Genomic DNA, 21499 nt, shown 5'->3' on the forward strand with positions numbered 1-21499 from the left:
GTCGTCGGCCGGACGCAGCGACCTGCCTGCTGCGTCCGCAGCAGGGACCTCGCGCCGTGCGGACGACGACGGCGCCGCGGCGCCCGGCCACGCTGGGGCCGTCGTCGATGCCGAGGAGGCCGCCGTGAGCACGAGCCTGCAGATCACCACCCCGACGCGGGACGCCGTGGTGCACCCGCTGCACCCCGACCGCACGGGCACCCTGGCGGTGACCGCCGACGCGTGGGGCGTGGTGCACGCCCGGCGCTGGGTCGTGGCCCGCGCCCGGCTGCTCGGAGCCCCGCCCGCGACCCTGCTGCGGCTGCGCCTGCTCGCCGTGGTGCTGCTGCGCGACGCCGCCGGCGGGGCGCGGGAGGGGTCGGTGCTGCACGTGGGCCTCGACGTCCACGGCCGGACCGTGCGACTGACGGTCGAGGACCCGGCGAGCCGGGTGCTGCCCTCGCCGCGGGCGCTGCGGGCCCTGCGCCGTGCCGACGTGTGGGGCGTCGAGCGCGTCGGCGTGCCCGGGCGTCGCGTGTGGTGCGAGCTCGAGCCCGACGCCTGACCGGTCGGCGCCCCCGGGTCTCAGTCGAGCTCGGGGTAGCACCACCCTGCGAGGTGGGCCAGCGCCTTGGCGGGGTGCCGCTCGGCGCCCGTCGCGGGCGGCAGCGGCGACGCCGGGGCGGCCGTGCCCTGTGCGACCCGCCGCACGTGCGGGGTGCGGTCGAGGGAGTGCACCCACGCGTGCCAGCGCCCGTCGCGGCGCGGCTGCGCGCGCAGGTCCATGTCGGGCGCCACGGGGAACGCGTCGTGCACGCCGGCGAGCATCTCGACCTGCGCGTACGGCCGGCCGCCGGCGACGTCGGTGGCGGCCACGCGGCAGGTGACCCACCGGTCGCCCGTGACCCGCACGGCCCACACGTCGCCCACGGCGGGCGGGCCGTCGCCGACGGACCGCGGGACGGCGGCGGTGCGCCCCGTCCGGTCCAGGGCCCGCAGCCGGGCGGGCAGCGCACCGACGACGGTCGCGCCGCGTGCCGGCTCGGGCGTCGGGCGCGGGCCGTCGAGGTCCACGTCGCCCGTGGCGAACCCCGTGAAGACGTGCTCCAGCACGTCCTCGCGCAGCCCGTCGGAGGACGACCACCAGGCCAGCGGCGCCTGCACCTCGACGCGCACGCTCGGCCGCCGGTCGCGCTCGGCGTAGTCGGACCAGCGCACGGCCAGGCCGGGGTGCGCCGTCGGGGCGACCGCGCCGACCAGCGCGAGCTCCTCGAGCACCGCCCCGTAGGCGTGCGGCGCCGACGTGTCGAGCAGCCGGGCGCGGGTCAGTGCCGTGCGGGCCGCGGCGTACCGGGTGCCGGGCGGCAGGGCGCGCAGCACGGTGAGGACCGCGCGCAGCGTCCACCGGTCGTGCTCGGTGGGCTCGGGCCGGGGCAGGTCGGCGAGGCCGGCCAGGGCCAGGGCGTGCTCGGGCACGGCCCCGTCGATCGGCGCACCCCCGCCCAGGCGCAGCACGTGCTCGGCGGTCGCGGCCAGGGCGCCCTCCGCGGCGGCGCCGCACACCCGGCAGGGGCTGCCCGACGGGTACGGGTCGTACGCGTGCCCGGGCAGCGTCGTCGCCAGCAGGTGGCCGGTCAGCGCGCTGCGCCACGTCCACGGTGCCGACCACAGCCCGGCCGTCCACGCCGCCGCGGCGCCCGGCAGGTCCCAGGTGCGTCCCGCGTCGCGCAGCGCGGCGAGCGCGCTGTCGTGGGTGTACCGGTGGACGGCGTCGTGCGGGTGCCCCGCCGCGGCGAGCACGTCGGCGTCCGCGCGCGTCGCGTCGGTGACCTCGGGCAGCCGCAGCCCCGAGCCCGGGTCGTGCGCGGTGCGCCGCTCGACGCGCCGCCACCGGGCCATCACCTCGGTCGCGTCGGCCCGCGGGTCGCCGTCCACGGCGCGGCTCAGATGTTCTCGCGCACGACGCGCGCGGGGTTGCCCACCGCGACGACGTTCGCCGGCAGGTCGCGCACGACCACCGACCCGGCGCCGACGACCGTGTTGTCACCGATGGTGACGCCCGGGCACACGATCACGCCGCCGCCGAGCCACACGTTGTCGCCGAGGGTGATGGGCTGGGCCGCCTCGAGCTTGTCGCGCCGCGGCTGCGGGTCGACCGGGTGCGTCGGGGTCAGCAGCTGCACGTTCGGGCCGATCTGGCAGTCCGCGCCGATGGTGATGTCCGCGACGTCGAGGGCCGTGAGGTGGAAGTTGACGAACGTGCGGGCGCCGATGCGGATGCGTGAGCCGTAGTCGACGCGCAGCGGCGGGCGGACCACGACGTCGTCGCCGACCTCGCCGAGCAGCTCGACGAGCAGCGGGCGCGCCGCGGCCGGGTCGGCGACGAACGCCCGGTGGTACGCGTCCGACAGGCGCAGGGCCCGCTGGAAGTCCGCCTCGATCGCCGGGTCGTCCGCAACGTAGAGGTCGCCGGCGAGCATGCGCTCGTGGTTCGTGCGCGGGTCGCCCGCGAAGTAGTCGGCCATGGGAAGTGACGCTACCGACCGCCGCCCACCGTCGGGCGCGGGGGCCCGGTCACGGTCCGCGCATCTCCAGGCCGATCTGCACGGCGTCGACCTCGTCCAGCGCCCGGTCCAGGGCCGCGGACGAGTGCACGCCGAGGTCCCGCAGGCGCAGCAGCTCGGCGCGCTGGGCCTGCACGAGCTCGATCATCAGCTGGTGCACCTGCGCACGGACGGGCGCGGCGTCCTCGTCGTCCATGGCGGCGTCGACCGCGGCCAGCCCGGCCCGCGCGCGGTCGAGCACGCGCGGGTCGTACGGCTGCCCGTCGGGGCGGACCAGGGCGGGGTCCTGCAGGTGGGCGAGCGCGGCGTCCCGGACCTCGGCGCGCAGCGCGACCAGGGCGGCGGCGTCGTCCTGCGCCCGGTCGCCGAGCCCGAGCCGGCGCACCACCCACGGCAGGGTCGCGCCCTGCACGAGCAGCGTCCCGGCGGCGACGACGAACGCGACGAGCACCAGCAGGGAGCGCTGCGGCGTGTCCGACGGCAGCGACTGCGCGGCCGCGAGGGTCACGGCGCCGCGCATGCCCGCCCACACCAGGAGGGTGGCCTCGCGCGGGCCGAACGCCTCGGCGGTGAGGTAGTCGATGTCGGCGAGCCGGCGGCGCACGCGGCGGCCGACGGCCTCCACGCGCTCGGGGCTGGGTCCGCCGGCCGGTCCGTCGGGCGTCGACCGGCCCGGCCGCACGGGCACGTCGCCCGCGTCGAGACGCTCCTGGGCCTGCGTCAGCCAGTCGCGCAGCTGGGGGATCCGCCGCGCCCGCCGCGCCAGCTCCCACACCGACGCCCCGACGAACACGGCGCGCACGGCCACCACGACCGTCGCGGTCAGCACGCCGTAGCCGAGTGCGGTCCACAGGCTGCCGTGGGCCGCGCGGACGTCCTCGACGAGCCCGAACAGCTGCACGCCCATGAGCAGCAGCACCGTGCTCTCGAGGAGCAGCTCGAGCGTGCGCCACACGGCGCGCTCGGTCACGCGGTCCTGCGCGCTGAGCGCGGTGTGCGCCGCGCGGCCCGTCACGAGGCCTGCGGTCACGGCCGCGACCAGGCCCGACGCCCCGAGGTGCTCGGCGGGCAGGTACGCGACGAACGGCACGACGAACGAGATCGCGACGGTCGAGGTGGTCTGGGTGATGTGCGCGCGCGCCCACACGTGCAGACGCCCGACGACGTACCCGACGGCGACGGCCACGACGACCGCGAGCACGAAGTCCCCGCCGACCTCCAGCAGGCTCACGGTGCCGGCCGTGGCGACGACGGCCGAGCGCAGCAGCACCAGGGCGGAGGCGTCGTTGAGCAGCGACTCGCCCTCGAGCACCGTCACGACCCGCGGCGACACCCCGGCCTTGCGCACGACGGACGTCGCGACCGCGTCGGTGGGCGACACGACGGCGCCGATCGCGATGCCGGTGGCCAGGCCGATGCCGGGGACCACCGCGTCGAGCACGAACCCGACCGCCAGCGCCGAGGCCACGACGAGCAGCACGGAGAACGCCGAGACGGTGCGCACGTCGCGGCGCAGCTCCATCGTCGGGATGGTCGCGGCCGAGGAGTACAGCAGCGGCGGCAGGACCACCCCGAGCACGATCTCGGGCTCGACCTCGACCGCCGGGACGAACGGCAGGAAGCTCACGGCCGTGCCGAGCAGCAGGAGCAGCAGCGGCGCGGCCACGCCGACCCGCGGTGCGAACGACGTGACGGCGACGGTCGCGAGCACGGCCAGCACGCCGGCCACCAGCAGCTCCATGGTTGCCTCCCTCCCGGTGCCCCTGGCCGGTCGGGTGCCCGCCGGCCCGCGTCGAACCTACGCCGCGTGCCCGTGCGGACCGGTGCGGGCGCGCCTACGCTCGGTGCCTGCGGCGGCGTCGAGCACGGTGCGCCGCCCCACCCACCCGCACGTCCGGTCCCGGTCGTGCGGTCACGAGCACACCCGGAGGTCCCATGAAGGGCAAGGCAGCGTTCGTCGTCGGCGCGGGTGTCGGCTACCTGCTGGGCACGCCCGCGGGGCGTGAGCAGCTCGCGCGCGTCAAGGGCTGGGCCGCAGACGTGTGGGCCGACCCGCGTGTGCAGGGCTACGTCAGGGACGCCGAGGAGAAGGCGTCGCAGGTCGCGCGCACGCAGGGCGTCGCGCTCAAGGACAGGGCCGTGGCCGCCGCGCGGGCACGGTTCACGGACGGGACGACCACGTCCTGGCAGCAGCCGGACCCGGCCGACGCCGACCCCGCCGCCCGCATCTGAGCGGTCGGCCGCGCGCTCAGCCGATCGCGGCGAGCTCGTCGAACGCCCACGTCCACGTCCGCTCGGCCGTGCGGCGGCACCACGCGGCGGCGTCGGGCGCGTAGCCCCGCGGGGCGCCCTCGACGCGCAGCACGAGGGCGGTGTGCAGGCGGTACAGCAGCATCCGGGTGCGCGCGGCGTCGCTCGTCGTGTCGAGCGGGGCGACGCCCGCGTACCCGGCCAGGACGTCGGCGGACGGCGGGCCGAGGGTCCAGGGGTCGGCGCCGACGAGCTCGAGGAGCGGGTCGGCCCACAGGGCGCGCTCGGCGTCGATCACCCCGGTGAGGGCGCCCGTGGCGGGGTCGACGAACACGTTGCCGGGCCACAGGTCGCCGTGCACGAGGACGGGGCGCGTGACGGCGGCGAGCGCGTCGTGGTGCGCGGCGAGGGCCGCCCGCACGGCGTCCGCGGGCACGGGCACGTCCCACGCCTGCGCGTCGGCGAGGATCGCCCCGACGACGCGCCCGAACGCCTCGGGCCAGGTGGTCCCGTGCAGGCGGGTGCCCGGCGGGTCCGCCGGCCCACCGACGGCCTCGACGGCGCCGAGGTACCCGAACGCCGGCCCGTCGACCGCGTGCAGGTGGGCCATGACGGCGCCCAGCTCGCGTCGCAGCCGCGCCGTGCGGGCGTCGTCGGGCGCGAGCCCGGCCTCGGTCCAGGGCACGCCGGGCAGGTGCGCGGCCACCACGACGTCGCCCGGCAGGACTGTCCGCGTGAGGTCCGTGGCGAGCAGGGCGGGCGTGCGCACGCCCGGGTGCCCGGCGGCCAGCGCGTACACGCGGGCCTCGGTCCGCACGAGGTCGTGCTCGTAGGTCATGAGGCGGGTCGCGTCGGTGGGTGCGGTCTTCACCACGACGCGCGTGCCGTCGCCGAGGTGCGCGCGGTACGTGGTCGCGAACGTCCCGCCGGTCAGGCGCTCGGCGCGCACGAGCGTGCCGAGCGGGGCCAGGACGCGGCGCAGCGCGTCGCAGGTGCCGGGGTCGACGGCGGTGGCGGTGCTCACGACCGCCCAGGCTAGGGGGTGCGGGCGACGTCGTCGGCCGGTGCGGCGACCGACGAGCGGTGCAGCGTCGGCCACGCGGCCAGGGTCGTGACCAGCGCGAGGGCGCCCGCGGCCACGACGACGAGGAACCCGGCGTGGGCGCCGGCGGCGTCGATCCGCGCGCCGGCCACGGACGAGCCGATGGAGACGCCGACGCCCAGCCCGGTGCCGACCCAGGTCAGGCCCTCGGTGAGCCGCCCGGGCGGCACGATGTCCTGCACGAGCGCGTTGCCGTTGATCAGCGACGGGGCGATGGCGAAGCCGACGACGAACATCACGGCGGCCAGCACGGCGAGGGACTGGGCCAGCACGAACGCCCCGACCCCGACGGCGAGGGCGACCATGCCGAGGACGAACCGGCGGGGGAGCGGCGAGACCCAGTGCCGGGCGCCGTACAGCAGCCCCGAGATCAGCGACCCGAGGGCGAAGACGGCGAGGACGACGCCGGCGAGGCCGGGGGAGCCGGCCTCCTCGGCGAACGCCACCGTGGACACGTCGGTGGCCCCGAAGATGGCGCCCATCGCGACGAAGGCGACGACGAGCACGACCATCGCCGGGTGCCGCAGCACGGTGCCGCGGGCGCGGGGCTCGTGCGCCGGCGCGGGCGACGGCTCGGTGCCCCGCTGGGCGAGGAACGCCAGGCCGCCGACGAGCATGGCGGCGACGGGCACGGCCAGGCCGGCGGCGGGGTGCACGCCGGTGGCCAGCACGGTGGCCAGCACGGGGCCGACGACGAACACGAGCTCGTCGAGCGCCGACTCCAGCGAGAACGCGGTGTGCACCCGGCGGGGGTCGGCGCCGAGCAGCGCGCTCCAGCGGGCGCGCACGAGGGACCCGAACGAGCCGATGGTGGCGCCGGCGACGGCGGCCGGCACGTAGAGGACCCCCTCGGGGGCGCCCGTCACCGCGGCGGCCACGAGCGCGACGATGCCGGCGGCGGACGCGAGCAGCGCCGGGCGCATGACCCGGGCCTGCCCGAAGCGGTCGACGAGCCGGCCGAGCTGCGGCGAGCACACGGCCTGGGCGATCACGAAGGCGGCGGAGACCCGCCCGGCCATGGCGTAGGAGTCGTAGAGCGCGGCGACCAGCAGGACGATCCCGATGCCGACCATCGACATGGGCAGCCGGGCCAGGACGCCGGCGGCGGAGAACGCGAGCGCGCCGGGGCGCGCGAGGACGTCCCGATAGGGCTGGAGCACGGGCCCACTCTCGCACCGCGGCGACCAGGAAGCCGAGCCCGGTCGGGGTCGGCTTCCTCACAGGCTCTGTGACAGTTCTCCGATATCTGGTGTGACGCAGAACTCAACAGATTGTGACTTGGACATCCGTTCTGCCCACATGGTGGATGGTGTCGTGAAACACGTTGTTCACACGAAACGTCCGGTCCGTCGGGATCCTGACCAGGAGAAACGTCTGACCTGTCCCGTTTTGGGTGCTCGGCAAAACGGACGGAGCGTTCACGCAGAGTTCTCACGGCGGGCTTTACATCAGTGACTCGGGCAAGTCATGGTTGGTGCACCCCGACCGAGGGGTGCCGCACCCAGCGGCACCGGGGGGATGGCCGCGACGCGTGGCCCGGTGCACCAGCCGGGCGTGACGACGCAGGCATCAGACCGGTCGGGGTCCGGGGCCCGTGCGGGCCTCGACCGACGCCGGCTGCCGAGGCATCCCGCTGCGTCTCCCGCTGCATCGCCGACGGCGTCGATCAGTACTCCCCTGCCCGGCGAGCGCGAGGAGCGCCATGTTCATCTTCATCCTCCAACTGCGTCACATGTTCGAGGGCCAGAGCGAGATCTACCTGTTCGCGGTGTTCTCGGGCCTCGTGTGGGCGCTGTGGATCCTCAAGGTCGTCCTGTCGCGGCGGTACCGCCCCGCGACCGCCCCCTACGACGTCTCGACGAGCGTCGTCATCCCCGTCGTCGACGAGCCGCTCGACCTGTTCCGCGACGTCCTCCAGCGGATCGTCGACCAGGAGCCCGACGAGGTCATCGTCGTCATCAACGGCGCGCCCAACCCGGGCCTCGAGGCCGTCTGCGACGAGTTCGGCGGGCTCGTCCAGCGCGTCCACACCCCGATCCCCGGCAAGCGCAACGCCGTGAAGATCGGCACGCAGATGTCGCGCGGCGAGATCACCGTGCTCGTCGACTCGGACACGGTCTGGACCGACGGCACGCTGCCCGAGCTGGTCAAGCCGTTCGCCGACCCGAACGTCGGCGGCGTGACCACCCGGCAGCGGATCCTCGAGCCCGAGCGCTCCTGGATCACCCGCTGGGCGGACTGGCTGGAGAACACCCGCGCGCTGTACTCGATGCCCGCGCAGTCGTACCTGGGCCAGGTCGGCTGCCTGCCGGGCCGCACGATCGCCTTCCGGCGCCGCATCCTCGTGCAGGTCATGGACGCGTTCATGACGGAGAAGTTCCTCGGGGTCTTCCTCGAGGTCTCCGACGACCGGACCCTGACCAACCTCACGCTCAAGGCCGGCTACAAGACCGTCTACCAGTACTCGAGCCTCGTCTACACCGACGCCCCGCTGCAGGTGAAGAAGCTCTTCAAGCAGCAGCTGCGCTGGTCGCGCGGCAGCCAGTACAACACCCTGCGCATGCTGCCCTGGATGATCGGGCACGCGCCGGTGCTGGCCGTCTTCTTCCTCACCGACATCATCCTGCCGTTCCTGCTCTTCGGGACGCTCGCCGGCTGGGTCTACCGGGCCGTCTCCGGCACCGGGATCAACCTCTACCAGGCGATCCTCGAGACCACGACGGGCGTGCAGGGCATCGCCTGGGTCGTCGGGCTCATGGTCGTCTCGTCGGTGCTGTCCATGGCGATCCGGCAGATCCGGCACCTGCAGGAGAAGCCCTCGGACTTCTTCCGGCTGCCCGTGTTCATCATCGTCTCGACGCTGTTCCTCATGCCGATCCGCCTGCTGGGCTTCTTCCGCATGGCGCACGTCGCCGGCTGGGGCACCCGCGCCGGCGCGTACGTGGGCAGCAAGGACGACGCCGGCAACGGCGACCTCATCGCCGAGCTCGAGTCCATCGACCCGCACGCGCCCCGCGACCTCGTGGACCGCACGCCCCCGCGCGGCACCCCCGCCGTCGGCGGTGCGCGCCGTCCCGACGAGGACGACACCGACGCGCGGCTCGCCCTGCGCACCCGTACCCGCACCCGCACCGAGGTGGAGGAGCCGGTGGCCGCGCGCCCGCGGCGCAACCTCCAGGTGCTCGTGCCCTACCTGATCGGACTCACGATCTTCGCAGGAATGGCGGTCTTCTATGTCTGAGCGACGACTGACGCACTGGTGGACGATGACCGGGCGTCTCGGGTTCGCCGCACGCCTGGGGGCCCTCGTGGTCGCCGTCTCGCTGGGCCTGGTGACGGGCCTGGTCTGGATGTCGCCACGGTCCGCCGGGCCGGGCGCGACGATGACCGAGGCGGAGGCGCAGCTCGCGCAGGAGAACGCGGACCTGCGCGCGATCCTCGAGGACCGCGACGCCCAGATCTCCGACATCGAGTCCTGGCAGGAGAAGGCCGCGCGCGAGCGGGCCGAGGGCCAGGCCAGCGGCGCCGAGAAGGCGGCGGCGGAGAAGGCCGCGGCCGAGAAGCGCGGCAAGGAGAAGGCCGCGCAGGAGCGCGCGGCCGCCGCGGAGGAGGGCCGTCAGAAGGCCGCGGCCGAGCGGGCCGCCGCCGCCCAGCGCGGCCGGGCCAAGGCGGCGGCCGAGCGTGCCGCTGCCGATGCGCTCGGGCGTGCCGAGGGTGCGCAGGTGCGTGAGCAGCTCGCCCAGCAGCAGGCCGCCGCGGCCCGGGCGTCGCGCGACGCGCTGGCCGCGCAGAGGGCCGAGGAGGAGGCGCGCCTGCAGGCCGCCTACACCCGGGAGCAGCGGGCCAAGGAGGAGGCGGCGCGGCAGAAGGCCCAGGCCGACGCGCTGCGCAAGGAGCGGGACGCGGCGAAGAACCCGCCGAAGCCCACCGCACCGCGCCTGTCCGAGCTGCTCGCACCCGACCAGCGGTACTTCGGGCTCTACACGCTCCAGTCGCCGTTCAACTGGTCCGAGTACAACGACGTGGCGACGAAGGTCGGCGTCTCGCCGAACATGGCCGGCTACTTCCAGGGCTGGGACTCGGACTTCCGGGCCGACGCCGTCACCCGCTCGTGGGTGCAGGGCGACCTGCCCCTGCTCACGTGGGAGTCGCGTCCGATGCTCGCCGAGAACGACGTCGTCGACGAGCCCGAGTACTCGCTGCCGCGGATCATCGAGGGCGACCACGACGCGTACCTGCGCAAGTACGCCCGGGACGTCGCGAAGCTCAAGCTCCCCGTGGCGATCCGTCTCAACCACGAGATGAACAGCGGCTGGTACCCGTGGTCCGAGCAGACCAGCGACGGTGCACCCGTCAACGGCAACAACCGCGGCGACTACGTGAAGATGTGGCGCCACGTGCACGACATCTTCGAGGCCGAGGGCGCCAACGCGTACGTGATCTGGGTCTGGGCCCCGAACATCGTCAACCGGCTCCCCGCGGTCAACAAGCCCGTCGAGTACACGCGCAGCCTCTACCCCGGGGACGAGTACGTCGACTGGGTCGGCCTGTCGGGCTACTACCGGCCGCCGTTCGACAAGAACCAGCCGCCGACGTTCGACTTCACGTTCGACCGCACGCTGGACCAGCTGCGCTCCTTCACCGACAAGCCGATCCTGCTCGCGGAGGTCGGGGCGACGGAGATCAGCGGCAAGAAGCCGCAGTGGTTCGAGTCGATGTTCACGTCCCTGGCGGAGCCCAGGAACGCCGACATCATCGGGGTCGCGTACTTCCACCACGCGGTCACGTCCTACGTGCAGGGCGAGCGGACCACGAACGACTGGCGGATCACGTCACGGTCCGACTCGCTCGCGGCGTTCAGGGCCGGCATCGCGAACCCGGCTGCCGGGTTCGTCGCCGGGACGGTGATGGCGACCCTCGCGGCGCCGACCGCCGAGCCCTCGGAGCCCGCCGCCACCACGCCCGCCCCGGCGCCGGCCCCGTCCGGGCCGACCCCGGAGCCCGCACCGGTCACGCCGGAGGCCACCACCCCCGCCGCCCCGGACCCGACGCCCGCCGAGGAGCCGGCCCCGGTGCCGGCCCCCGACCCGGCGCCGACGACCCCGGAGCCCGCCACCGAGCCGGACGACGCGAGCGTCGTGACGCCCGCCCCCCTCGCCACCACCGCACCCTGAGGAGACCGACGATGACCACCAAGACGTCCCGCACCACGAAGGCCACCGACTCCCCGGAGCAGCCGCGCATCACCGTCCTCGGCACCGGGTACCTCGGCGCCACCCACGCGGTCGCCATGGCCGAGCTCGGCTTCGACGTCACCGGCGTCGACACCGACCCGCACAAGGTCGAGGCCCTCCAGGCCGGCAAGGTGCCGTTCTTCGAGCCCGGGCTCGACACCCTGCTGGAGAAGAACCTCGCCACCGGGCGCCTGCGCTTCACCACGGACGTCGCGTCCGCGGTCGCGCAGGGCGACGTGCACTTCGTGTGCGTCGGCACCCCGCAGCAGCGCACGTCGCACGCCGCGGACCTGCGCTTCGTCGAGGCTGCGACCACCGCGATCGCCCGCCACCTGACCAAGGACGCCGTGATCGTCGGCAAGTCGACCGTCCCCGTCGGCACCGCGGCCCGTCTGCGCGGCCTCGTCGCCGACCAGGCCCCTGCCGGCCTGGACGTCGAGCTCATCTGGAACCCGGAGTTCCTGCGCGAGGGCAAGGCGGTCGAGGACACGCTGCACCCCGACCGCATCGTCCTGGGCGGCGCGTCCGAGCGGGCCGAGCGCGTGCTGCGCCGCGTCTACGCCGGCCCCATCGCCGAGGGCACGCCCGTCGTCGTCACGGACCTGCCCACGGCCGAGCTCGTCAAGGTCAGCGCCAACGCGTTCCTCGCCACCAAGATCTCGTTCATCAACGCGATCGCCGGCGTGTGCGAGGCCGCCGGGGCCGACGTCACGGTGCTCGCCGACGCGCTCGGGCACGACAAGCGCATCGGCCGGCAGTTCCTCGACGCGGGCCTCGGCTTCGGCGGCGGGTGCCTGCCCAAGGACATCCGGGCGCTCATGCACCGGGCCAACGAGCTCGGCGCCTACCGGGCGTCCGGCCTGCTGCAGCAGGTCGACGAGATCAACATGGGCCAGCGCGAGCGGGTCGTCGACATGACCCTCGAGGCCTGCGAGGGCTCGGTGCTCAACAAGCGTGTCGGCGTCCTCGGGGCCGCGTTCAAGCCGCTCACGGACGACGTGCGCGACTCGCCGGCGCTGAACGTCGCGGCCGCCCTGCACCTGCGCGGCGCCCAGGTCACGGTCTTCGACCCGGAGGCCGGCGACACCGCCCGCCGCCTGTTCCCGACGCTCGCGTACGCGACGAGCGCCGAGGAGGCCGTCGAGGGTGCCGACGTCGTGCTCGTCCTGACCGAGTGGGACGAGTTCGTCGAGGCCGACCCGGAGCGTCTCGCCGCGCTCACCCAGGTCCCGCGCGTGATCGACGCGCGCGGCAAGCTCCCCGTCGACCGCTGGCGTTCGGCGGGGTGGCAGTTCACGGGGCTGGGCCGCCTGGCGGCCTGACCGCACACCCCGTGGACGGCGCCCGGACCCCGTGAGGGGCCGGGTGCTGTCGTCCTCCCGCAGGTGGTGCCGTTCCCGGGCAGGGGGGCCAGCCGGCGGGAGGTCGGCCCGGCGGCGGCACCCTCGGGTGCCGCCGCCGGTGCGCGTCAGGCGCCCAGGGCCTGCGAGACCACCTGCTTGGCGGCCTCCTGCACCTGGGCGAGGTGCTCCGCGGAGACGAACGACTCGGCGTAGATCTTGTAGACGTCCTCCGTGCCCGACGGGCGCGCCGCGAACCACGCGTTCTCGGTCGTGACCTTGAGGCCGCCGATCGAGGCGTCGTTGCCCGGCGCCCGCGTGAGCCGGGCCGTGATGGTCTCCCCGGCGAGCTCGGTCGCGGTGACCTGCTCCGGCGAGAGCGCCGCCAGCGTGGCCTTCTGCTCGCGCGTCGCGGGGGCGTCGACGCGGGCGTAGTGCGACGCGCCGAACCGGTCCACGAGCTCGGCGTGGTGCTGCGACGGGCTCTTGCCCGTGGTCGCGAGGATCTCCGACGCCAGCAGCGCCGGCAGGATCCCGTCCTTGTCCGTGGTCCACACCGTGCCGTCGGTGCGCAGGAACGACGCCCCCGCGGACTCCTCGCCGCCGAACCCGACCGTGCCGTCGACCAGCCCGGGCACGAACCACTTGAAGCCGACCGGCACCTCGAGCAGACGCCGTCCCAGCGATCCCGCGACCCGGTCGATCAGCGACGACGAGACCAGCGTCTTGCCGATCGCGGCGTCCGCCGGCCAGCCGGGGCGCGCCCCGGAGAACAGGTAGGAGATCGCGACCGCGAGGTAGTGGTTCGGGTTCATCAGGCCCGCGTCCGGCGTGACGATGCCGTGCCGGTCGGAGTCCGCGTCGTTGCCCGTCGCGATGTCGAAGGGGGCCGAGCCGTCCGCGCCCGGGCGCATCCGCTCCAGCAGCGACGCCATCGCGTACGGCGACGAGCAGTCCATGCGGATCTTGCCGTCCCAGTCCAGCGTCATGAACGACCAGCGCGGGTCCACGTGCGGGTTCACGACCGTCAGGTCGAGGCCGTACCGCTCGCCGATCGCACCCCAGTACTCCACCGCCGCCCCGCCCAGCGGGTCGGCGCCGATCCGCACCCCCGCCGTGCGGATCGCCTCGAGGTCCACGACGTTGGCGAGGTCGTCCACGTAGGACGACAGGTAGTCGTGCTTGCGGGTCGTCGGCGCGGCCAGCGCGCGGGCCAGCGGCACCCGGGGCACCTGGCGCCACCCGGAGCGCAGGATCTCGTTCGCCCGGTCCGCGATCCACCCGGTCGCCTCGGAGCCCGCGGGGCCGCCGTGCGGCGGGTTGTACTTGAACCCGCCGTCGCGCGGCGGGTTGTGCGACGGGGTCACGACGATCCCGTCGGCGAGCCCCGGGCCGCGGGTGCGCACGCCCTCGGACGTGCCGGCGCCGTTGTGCCGCAGGATCGCGAGCGACACCGCGGGCGTCGGGGTCCACGAGTCGCGGGCGTCGACGTGCACCTCGACCTCGGCGGCCGCGAGCACCTCCAGCGCCGTGGCCCACGCGGGCTCCGACAGCGCGTGCGTGTCACGGCCGATGAACAGGGGGCCGTCGGTGCCCTGCCCGCGGCGGTACTCCACGATGGCCGCGGTGATCGCGACGATGTGCGCCTCGTTGAAGGCGCCGTCGAGGGCCGACCCGCGGTGGCCCGACGTGCCGAACACGACGCGCTGGGCGGGGTCGTCGAGGTCGGGCTGGCGGTCGGCGTAGGCGCTGAGCAGCGCGTCGAGGTCGACGAGGTCGGAGGGCTGGGCGAGGGTTCCGGCGCGCGGGTCCATGGCTCGATCCTCGCCCACCCGGGGCCCTGCGCGCACCCGTTCGCGCGCGTCGTCCGTGCCGCGCCTCGGTCCTCGTCCTGAGCCCGGCCGGCCCGGGCTCTCAGGAGGTGCGTTCGCGGGCGAGGGGGTCGCGGCGGACGAAGCCGTGGGGCACGCGCACCTGCATCGCACCGGCGTCGACCCGCACGACCAGCGGGTGGTCCGGGCCGACCACGTCCGTGAGCTCGCCGTCGACGTCGAGGCGCAGGGTGCGGTCCGTCAGGACCCGCACCGTCGTGCCGGTGACGAACCGCTTGTGGTGCATCGGCCGCCACGGCGTCGTCGCGTGCAGGGCCGCGGCGCTGACGACCGACGCGCGCCCGGCGCCGCCCAGCGCGTACGCAACGAGGAGCCGGTCGTCGATGCCCGCGTCCACGGCGATCGGGGTGCCGGCGTGCACGCGCCCGTTCGCGACGTTCAGCTGGTGCGTGCGCACCGTCCACGTGCGGTCGTCCGCGGTGATCTGCGCCTCGAACGGCTGGTGCGTGAGCAGGGCCCGGGCGGCCGTGGCCGCGTACGCGGTGCGCCCCAGGTGCCGCTTGAGCAGGTGCGGGGTGCGCCCCGCGACCTCCGACGACAGCCCGACGCTGACGAGGTTCGCGAACCAGTCGTCGCCGGCCCGCGCCAGGTCGACCGGCACCGTGCGCCCGTGCGCGATGACGTCGAGGGCCGCGTCCAGGCGCAGCGGCAGGCCCAGGCTGCGACCGGTGTTGTTCGTCGTGCCCAGCGGCAGGTAGCCCAGCACCGTCGACCGCCCCGCGAGGTGGTCGACGACGGCGGCCAGCGTGCCGTCGCCCGAGCCCACCACGAGCAGCGACGGGGAGTCGGCCAGCACCCGGGGGAGCAGTTCGGGCAGCTCGGCGCCCGGGTCGTGCACGACGTGCACGGCGCTGACCTCGACCCCGCGGCGCTCGAGCGCCGGCGCCACCCGGTGGTGCAGCGCGGCCCCCCGGCGCGAGCGTGCGTTGACCACGACGACGGCCGGCCCGACGGGTGCGGTCGGGCCCGGTGCGTCGACGGTGCGCCGGGTGGCGGCGGTCATCGGGTCCTCCTGCGGGTGTCGGCCGACGGGGCCAGGGTCGGCTGTCGCGTGCACATGATGGGCCACCCGGCGCCGGGTGCCTACCCCCGTCCGGCGGCGCCCCGATCCTCCCGCCCCCACCTGTACCCACCCGCTGCCCGACCTGTGTGCCCACCCGCTGCCCACTCGATGCCCCGGTGGGGGACAAGTGGGTGGTCGTGGGGGAGACGTGGGTGGGGATCGGGTCGGTAGCCTGGGGGCGTGGCTGCTCACGACCTCTTCGTCCTCCGTCCGTTCGAGGGCCTGCCCGGTGAGCCCGACTGGGTCGCGCTGCGCGAGCTCGTCCCGGCTGCGACGGCGACCGCCCGCACGACCGCCGAGCACGGCTCCCGCGACGTCGTCGTGACGACCGTCCTGCCCAACGGCTGGCCGGCCCTGCACCGCGCCGACGGCACCGTGCTGGTCGCGCTGCAGACCGGCACGAGCTCGGGCGACGCGAGCCGCGACGTCGCGACCGCGCTGCTGCTCGCGCTCGACGCCGAGCCGGGCACCGCGATCGAGCACACCGGTCTGCCGACCCCCGGGCCCCGCCTGCAGGACGTCCTCGACCTCGACGTGCCGTTCGAGGTCACCGTCCAGGAGTCCTTCTCGTACTGGCTCGACCCGTCCACCGAGGTGACGCCGGAGCTGCGCGCGGCGATCGAGGAGGCCGACGCCGGCATCATCGACACGCGCCGCCTCGCCGCCGTGGGCTCGGCCTACTGGTGCCGCATGGGCGCGCGCGAGTACGTGCGCTGGGCGCAGGGCGAGGACGAGCAGGTCGTGCTCGACGGTCTCGCCCGCCTGCACGGCCGCCGCGAGTCCGGCTTCGACGGCGCCAAGTTCATCGGGTACTTCCGCGCCGCCGGCATCGTCGTGCCGGTGTGGGAGCTGGCGCGCGGCTCCGAGGCCGAGGACGTCGAGGGCCCCCTCGCGCAGTTCGCGCCCGCGCTCGCGGCTGCCATGGCGGACACCGCGCCGCTCGACGCGAACGCCCGCCGCGCCCGCGCGGGCCTCGTCGCCCGCCAGGTCACGCTGCGCTGATCCCGTCGTCGGCCCGCCCCGGGGCGCCCACCGGCGCACCGGGGCGGGCCGACGCGCGTCCGGGCCTGCAGCATCGTTAGGGTGGAGCCGTGACGCGCCAGGGCAGCAGCACGGCCGACGAGGCCGCCGGGACGGTCGAGCCTGCGCGGACCGCCGCACGCGGGCGTCAGCGACGCAGGGTCGCGGTGATCATCCCCGCCAAGGACGAGTCCCGTCGGATCGCGGCGACGGTCCGCTCGGCGCGGGCCATCCCCTCGGTCGACCTCGTGCTCGTCGTCGACGACGGGTCCGAGGACAACACGCAGCACGTCGCCCGCGAGGCCGGCGCCGTGGTGGTGCGGCACTCGCACAACCGGGGCAAGGCCGCGGCGATGGAGACGGGCGCCGCCGTCGTGGCGATGCGGGACGCGCCCGAGCGCCCGCCGCGCACGCTGCTGTTCATCGACGGCGACCTCGCCGAGACGGCCGTGAACACGGCGCCGCTGGTGCCGCCCGTGCTCGAGGGCCTCGCGGACATCACGATCGCGACCCTCCCGCCGCAGCCCGGTGCCGGCGGCCGCGGGCTCGTCGTGGGCGCGGCCCGGCGGGCCATCGTCTCGATGACCGGCTGGACGCCCGTGCAGCCGCTGTCGGGCATGCGCTGCCTGACGCGGGAGGCGTTCGAGGCCGCCACGCCGCTCGCGCACGGCTGGGGCGTCGAGGTCGGCATGACGATCGACCTGCTGCGTCAGGGCTTCCGCGTGCTGGAGGTGCCGTGCGAGCTGAAGCACCGGCCGTCCGGCAGCGACCTCAAGGGCCAGCTGCACCGTGCCGCGCAGTACCGCGACGTGCAGATCGCGGTCAACGCGCGTCGGGCACGGGCTGCGGCGGGGGCTGTGCGGCAGAGCCTGGCACCGGGGGAGCGTCGCCCGGGTCGTTGAGCCCGTCCGGGTCGTCGCGCCGCCACTGCGCCGCGGCGGCGACCAGGCACGGCACGGCGACGGCGATGCCCGTCGCCGGAACGACGATCCCGGAGTCGTTGATGAGGAACCCCACCGTGAGCGCGACGCCCGTCGCCGCGACGGCCGCCCGCAGCAGCGGGTAGGCGCGCTGGAGGCCGGCCAGCGGCGAGCCGTCGCCGAGCAGCCGCCCGCCGCGCGCCCGCGGACCGGCCAGCACCAGCCAGGTCAGCGCGACGCCCGTGACGACGAGCAGCAGGTACCGCCACGACGTGAGGATCCGCAGGTTGGCGGAGATCTTGCGCCACACCACGTCCCAGAGGCCGCCGTCGAGCACGGTCGCGAAGAACCGGCCCAGGTGCGTGCGGTCCGCGGGCGGGCGCAGCCAGTCGAGCACCGCGAACCCGAGCACCACGGCCACGCTGATCGCGGCGACGGCGAGCACGACCCGCCACGAGACGCGCCGCCCGCTGACGGCGATCGCGAGCATGGCGAACGCCACGAGGATCGCGGGCGGCCCGCCGAAGTCCGCGCCGAACTGCGGCGCCCCGTCCGCGACGACGAGCACGACGCCGATCGCCACGACCGACGCCAGCGCGGCCCGCCGGCGCCCGGCCCGCAGCAGCATGTCCGCGACGACCACCGCGAACAGCACGCCCGCGGCGGTGATCAGCGCGAACGCCTGGTTGCTCATGCCGTAGAACCGGGCCGCCATGATGCGGTGCGCACCCATGGGCGAGTCGACCACCAGGTGCGAGCCGGTGAACGCGTCCAGCACGAGGACCACGACGGTGACCCCGGCGACCACGCCCGCCGGCCCGAGCACGTGCCGCCGCCACGGGCCGGCCAGCGCGAGCACGGTCACGGCGGCCGTGAAGGCCAGCACCGTGGCCCAGAACGCCGCAGCGGGACGGTCTGCCCGCCACCAGGGCACGAGGCCGGCGAGGAACGAGGCGACCGGGGCGCTGCCCAGCGCGAGCGCCGCGACCTTCAGCACGCGCAGCACCGAGCTCAGGGGGCGGCGGTCGCCGCGGCCCCGGCGGGTCAGCGCGATCGCCGCCGCCACGAACAGCGCGGCCTGTGCGAGCACGAGCTGGGCGGAGAAGCCGCCGGAGACGCGGGTGATCGCGGACGCCTGCTCCTGGATGTCGACGAGCTCGGCCATGCGCGCGCCCCCCGTCGCGGGGCCGGCGGTCGGGCGGATCTCGGCACCCGGCAGCGCGGGGGCGTCGACGCCGAGGAGCGCCAGCAGGGTGGGCGTCACGTCGACGGTCTGCACGACGCCGGCCTGGCGGGTCGACCCCGACGTCAGGAGGGCAGCCGCGTACGGGTCGCCGTCCGCGCGGGGCCCGGTGAACGCCGCGAGCTGGAGCGCGACGCGGCCCGAGTCGGCGAGCGAGACCAGCAGGACCGTCGCGTTCTCGCCGCGCAGGGCGGACAGCACCGCGTCGACGTCCTGGTCGATCGTCACCGCCTGCTGCGCCCGCGTGGGCTCGACGATGGACTCCGACCCGGGCAGCGACTCACCGTCGGTGAGGTCGCCGCCCAGCAGGTCCCCGCCGGTCGCGCCGTCGCCGTCGTCGGACGGGTCGGGCTCGGGTGCCGACGCGCGCGGCGCGGTCGCGTGCCCGGGGTCGCGGATCTGCCCGGCGTCGACGACGACCAGGTCGGCCTCCGCGTCGCGCACGGCCTCCCGCAGCTGCGTCGGCGTCGAGGGGGAGCGCAGGTGGTCCCCGACCGGAACACCGTCGGACCCCGCGAGCGCGAGCGCCGCACCGGGGCCGATCCCCAGCGCCGCGGTACCCGACTCGGCCAGCACGTCGCCCAGCAGCCCCGGCTCCGCACCGTAGGACTGCCCGGCGGCGGACGTGAGGTAGTCGTCCCACCCGGGCACCTGGCCGGACTCGCCCGGCTCGCGCAGCGCCCGGCACGTGCCGTCGTCGGCGGGCATGTCGGACGACCGGTTGCCCGCCGAGACGGCGAGCCAGCCGTCTGCGGGGCACGAGCGCGTCGTCACGGACCGGGCCGCGACCGCACCCACCGCGCCGTCGTGCGCGAGCTCCCACAGCGCGGGCGTCGTCAGCGAGCCGACGTCGTCCCACCGCAGCCCTGCGACGCCGACCAGCACGACCGGCCCCGGCGCGCCGGCCGCCTCGTCGCGCGGCGCGGCGGACGCGGCGGGGGCGGTGACGAGCCCGAGCGTCGCGGTCAGCGCGGCCGACGCGGCGAGCAGGGCAGCGCTCAGCGCGCGCAGGGATCGGGGCACCGGCCCAGCCTACGTGCGGGCACTAGGCTCGTCGGGGCCGCGCGGGCCGGTGCCCCGGAGCCCTCACGGGCTCTGCACAGCACCTCCGGCCGTCGGCCGCGACACCCCGCCCCGCGGGTGCGACGACGGAGGGAGAGCGCCGTGCCGGTGCTGCGCTACGCGTACCTGGGGCCCGCGGGCACCTTCACCGAGGAGGCCCTCCGGCAGGTCGCGGGGCCCGAGGACGCGCACTACCTGCCGCAGACCGACGTGGGCTCGGCGCTCGCCGCGGTGCGCTCCGGGGACGCCGACCGTGCCGTCGTCGCGATCGAGTCGACCGCCGAGGGCGGCGTCACCGCCACCCTGGACGCCCTCGCGACCGGCACCCCCTTGGTGCTGCTGCGCGAGATGCTCGTGCCGGTGCAGTTCACGCTCGTCGCAGCCCCCGGCACGGCGCTCGCGGACGTCCGCCGCGTCAGCGCCCACCCGCACGCCTGGGTGCAGTGCCGCCGCTGGCTCGCCGCGACCCTGCCCGGCGCGGTGCACGTGCCCGCCACGAGCAACACCGCCCCGGCCGCGATGCTCGCCGACACCCTCACCGCCGGCGGTCCGGACGCCGCCGCGTCGCTTGCTTTCGACGCCGCCCTGGTGCCGCCCGCGGCCGTGCGCACGTACGGCCTGGCGCCCCTTGCCGAGCACGTCGCGGACAACCCCTCCGCGCAGACCCGCTTCGTCGTCGTCGGCCACCCCGGCGAGGTCCCGCCCCCCACGGGCACCGACAAGACGACGCTCGTCGTGCACCTGCCCGACAACGAGGCCGGTGCCCTGCTGGCCATGCTCGAGCAGTTCGCCGCGCGCGGCGTGAACCTCTCTCGCATCGAATCCCGTCCCATCGGCGACGCCCTCGGCCGGTACTCGTTCTCCATCGACGCCGAGGGTCACATCACCGACGAGCGCATGGGCGAGGCGATCATGGGCCTGCGCCGCCGCTGCCCCTACGTCCGGTTCCTCGGCTCCTACCCCCGCGCCGACGCCGTCGCCCCGACCGTGCACCTGGGCACCGCCGACGAGGACTTCGTCGCCGCCCGCGACTGGCTCCGCCGCGTCCGCACGGGCGAGGCGACCTGAGAGTCCACGCCGTCGGCTCCAGGCCGGACGCGGCGGCACGGCCCGCTCGACGACGGAAGGACGGACCGTGGGCGATCTGATCGGTGCGTTCGCGCGACTCGACGAGGCGCGTGCACGGCACCGCCTTGTGCCCGCGCCCCCGGGGCTCCCTGAGAAGCAGGTCGTCGACCTGCTCTCAAGCGCGGGCGTCCACCCTCACGCGCATCTCGTCGCCTGGTACGCCCGCTACGGGCCCACGGTCCACGGACCCCTGGTGCCGGGGGTGTTCGTCGAGGACCTTCGTGCCGAGATCGAGGAGTACGCCTGTCTGTGCGAGATCGTCGAGGATCACGACCGAGATGTCGTCGCGCACGCGCAGACGGTGGACTGGTTCCCCCTCGGGAGGGAGCAGAGCTCGCTGACGGTGATGTGGGCGCGTGAGTGCAGCGGCGACCCCGCGCTCGCCGCGCAGAACGAGCTGGCGGCGCTCGAGCCCACGCCGCACGGCGACCCGGTCACCCTCCCAGAGCTCCTGATGGCCTGGGTCACCCGTCTGGACCTCGGGTACTACACCCCATCCGAGAACGGCACCATCCCCTGGTTCGACTACCGGATGACGGAGATCGACGGTCGTCGCCGCTACGACCATGTCCTGAGCGACGACATCCGCCGCAGGACGGGTCTGTAGCACCTGACGTCGTCAGCTCCCGCACGAGCAGCTGCGGAGCCCTCCACACCGGGACGGGCAGCGCGGCATCGACATCGGGTCCTCGGGGGAGACAT

17 protein-coding genes are annotated in these 21499 nt (G+C 75.4%); 9 read left to right on the plus strand and 8 right to left on the minus strand.

Annotated elements, in window-relative coordinates:
• Positions 1-124 precede the first annotated feature (124 nt).
• Positions 125-544 (plus strand): hypothetical protein, encoded by a 420-nt coding sequence (locus BKA21_RS12445; protein ID WP_140459415.1) that lies wholly within the window; start codon positions 125-127, stop codon positions 542-544.
• A 20-nt stretch (positions 545-564) separates the two neighbouring features.
• Here the strand turns inward: BKA21_RS12445 and BKA21_RS12450 are convergent, their stop codons facing one another.
• The 3 genes from BKA21_RS12450 to BKA21_RS12460 are packed head-to-tail and all read right to left on the minus strand — an operon-like array spanning position 565 to position 4284.
• Positions 565-1914 carry a hypothetical protein gene (locus BKA21_RS12450; RefSeq protein ID WP_140459416.1) on the minus strand — a complete coding sequence of 450 codons (1350 nt, stop codon included), beginning with the start codon at positions 1912-1914 and terminating at the stop codon, positions 565-567.
• An 8-nt stretch (positions 1915-1922) separates the two neighbouring features.
• Entirely contained in the window at positions 1923-2504 is a 582-nt protein-coding gene (locus tag BKA21_RS12455) for a sugar O-acetyltransferase (RefSeq protein ID WP_140459417.1), read from the minus strand.
• 49 nt (positions 2505-2553) lie between these two features.
• Complete coding sequence (locus BKA21_RS12460) at positions 2554-4284, minus strand: cation:proton antiporter (protein WP_140459418.1); 1731 nt, start codon at positions 4282-4284, stop codon at positions 2554-2556.
• A 194-nt stretch (positions 4285-4478) separates the two neighbouring features.
• Here BKA21_RS12460 and BKA21_RS12465 point away from each other — a divergent pair, with 194 nt between their 5' ends.
• Positions 4479-4775 carry a YtxH domain-containing protein gene (locus tag BKA21_RS12465; RefSeq protein ID WP_179625371.1) on the plus strand — a complete coding sequence of 99 codons (297 nt, stop codon included), beginning with the start codon at positions 4479-4481 and terminating at the stop codon, positions 4773-4775.
• A 16-nt stretch (positions 4776-4791) separates the two neighbouring features.
• Here BKA21_RS12465 and BKA21_RS12470 read toward each other — a convergent pair whose 3' ends face one another.
• Both BKA21_RS12470 and BKA21_RS12475 read right to left on the minus strand, forming a co-directional pair.
• Complete coding sequence (locus BKA21_RS12470) at positions 4792-5817, minus strand: phosphotransferase family protein (protein WP_140459419.1); 1026 nt, start codon at positions 5815-5817, stop codon at positions 4792-4794.
• An 11-nt stretch (positions 5818-5828) separates the two neighbouring features.
• On the minus strand, positions 5829-7055 hold the full coding sequence (locus BKA21_RS12475; protein WP_140459420.1) for an MFS transporter: 1227 nt from the start codon (positions 7053-7055) through the stop codon (positions 5829-5831).
• A gap of 542 nt (positions 7056-7597) precedes the next feature.
• Between BKA21_RS12475 and BKA21_RS12480 the strand changes: the two genes are divergently transcribed.
• Genes BKA21_RS12480 through BKA21_RS12490 form a run of 3 tightly spaced genes read left to right on the plus strand, consistent with a single transcriptional unit; the run spans position 7598 to position 12451 of the window.
• Positions 7598-9136 carry a glycosyltransferase family 2 protein gene (locus BKA21_RS12480; RefSeq protein ID WP_140459421.1) on the plus strand — a complete coding sequence of 513 codons (1539 nt, stop codon included), beginning with the start codon at positions 7598-7600 and terminating at the stop codon, positions 9134-9136.
• Positions 9129-11069: a glycoside hydrolase family 26 protein gene (locus tag BKA21_RS12485; RefSeq protein WP_179625372.1), complete on the plus strand. Its 1941-nt coding sequence runs from the start codon at positions 9129-9131 to the stop codon at positions 11067-11069. The genes BKA21_RS12480 and BKA21_RS12485 overlap by 8 nt, the downstream gene beginning before the upstream one ends.
• Before the next feature lie 11 nt (positions 11070-11080).
• Positions 11081-12451, plus strand: a complete 1371-nt coding sequence (locus tag BKA21_RS12490) for a UDP-glucose dehydrogenase family protein (RefSeq protein WP_140459422.1) — start codon at positions 11081-11083, stop codon at positions 12449-12451.
• A 146-nt stretch (positions 12452-12597) separates the two neighbouring features.
• Here BKA21_RS12490 and pgm read toward each other — a convergent pair whose 3' ends face one another.
• Both pgm and BKA21_RS12500 read right to left on the minus strand, forming a co-directional pair.
• Positions 12598-14283, minus strand: coding sequence for a phosphoglucomutase (alpha-D-glucose-1,6-bisphosphate-dependent) (gene pgm / locus BKA21_RS12495; protein WP_140459423.1), 1686 nt, complete (start codon positions 14281-14283; stop codon positions 12598-12600).
• A gap of 100 nt (positions 14284-14383) precedes the next feature.
• Complete coding sequence (locus BKA21_RS12500; RefSeq protein ID WP_140459424.1) at positions 14384-15364, minus strand: diacylglycerol/lipid kinase family protein; 981 nt, start codon at positions 15362-15364, stop codon at positions 14384-14386.
• Between the two features lie 240 nt (positions 15365-15604).
• Between BKA21_RS12500 and BKA21_RS12505 the strand changes: the two genes are divergently transcribed.
• Entirely contained in the window at positions 15605-16426 is an 822-nt protein-coding gene (locus tag BKA21_RS12505) for a DUF5926 family protein (RefSeq protein WP_140459425.1), read from the plus strand.
• A gap of 89 nt (positions 16427-16515) precedes the next feature.
• Positions 16516-17346, plus strand: a complete 831-nt coding sequence (locus tag BKA21_RS12510) for a glycosyltransferase family 2 protein (protein WP_370510970.1) — start codon at positions 16516-16518, stop codon at positions 17344-17346.
• Here BKA21_RS12510 and BKA21_RS12515 read toward each other — a convergent pair.
• A complete protein-coding gene (locus tag BKA21_RS12515) occupies positions 17267-19630 on the minus strand; it encodes a hypothetical protein (RefSeq protein WP_140459426.1) in 2364 nt (787 codons plus the stop codon). The two genes, BKA21_RS12510 and BKA21_RS12515, sit on opposite strands and share 80 nt — an antisense overlap.
• A gap of 150 nt (positions 19631-19780) precedes the next feature.
• Here BKA21_RS12515 and pheA point away from each other — a divergent pair, with 150 nt between their 5' ends.
• The gene (gene pheA / locus BKA21_RS12520) at positions 19781-20737 is read left to right on the plus strand and encodes a prephenate dehydratase (protein ID WP_140459684.1); all 957 of its coding nucleotides are present in this window, start codon (positions 19781-19783) and stop codon (positions 20735-20737) included.
• 67 nt (positions 20738-20804) lie between these two features.
• A complete protein-coding gene (locus BKA21_RS12525; RefSeq protein WP_140459427.1) occupies positions 20805-21404 on the plus strand; it encodes a restriction endonuclease subunit S in 600 nt (199 codons plus the stop codon).
• Positions 21405-21499: the final 95 nt, after the last annotated feature.

The sequence above is a fragment of the Cellulomonas oligotrophica genome (assembly GCF_013409875.1).
Taxonomy (GTDB): domain Bacteria; phylum Actinomycetota; class Actinomycetes; order Actinomycetales; family Cellulomonadaceae; genus Cellulomonas; species Cellulomonas oligotrophica.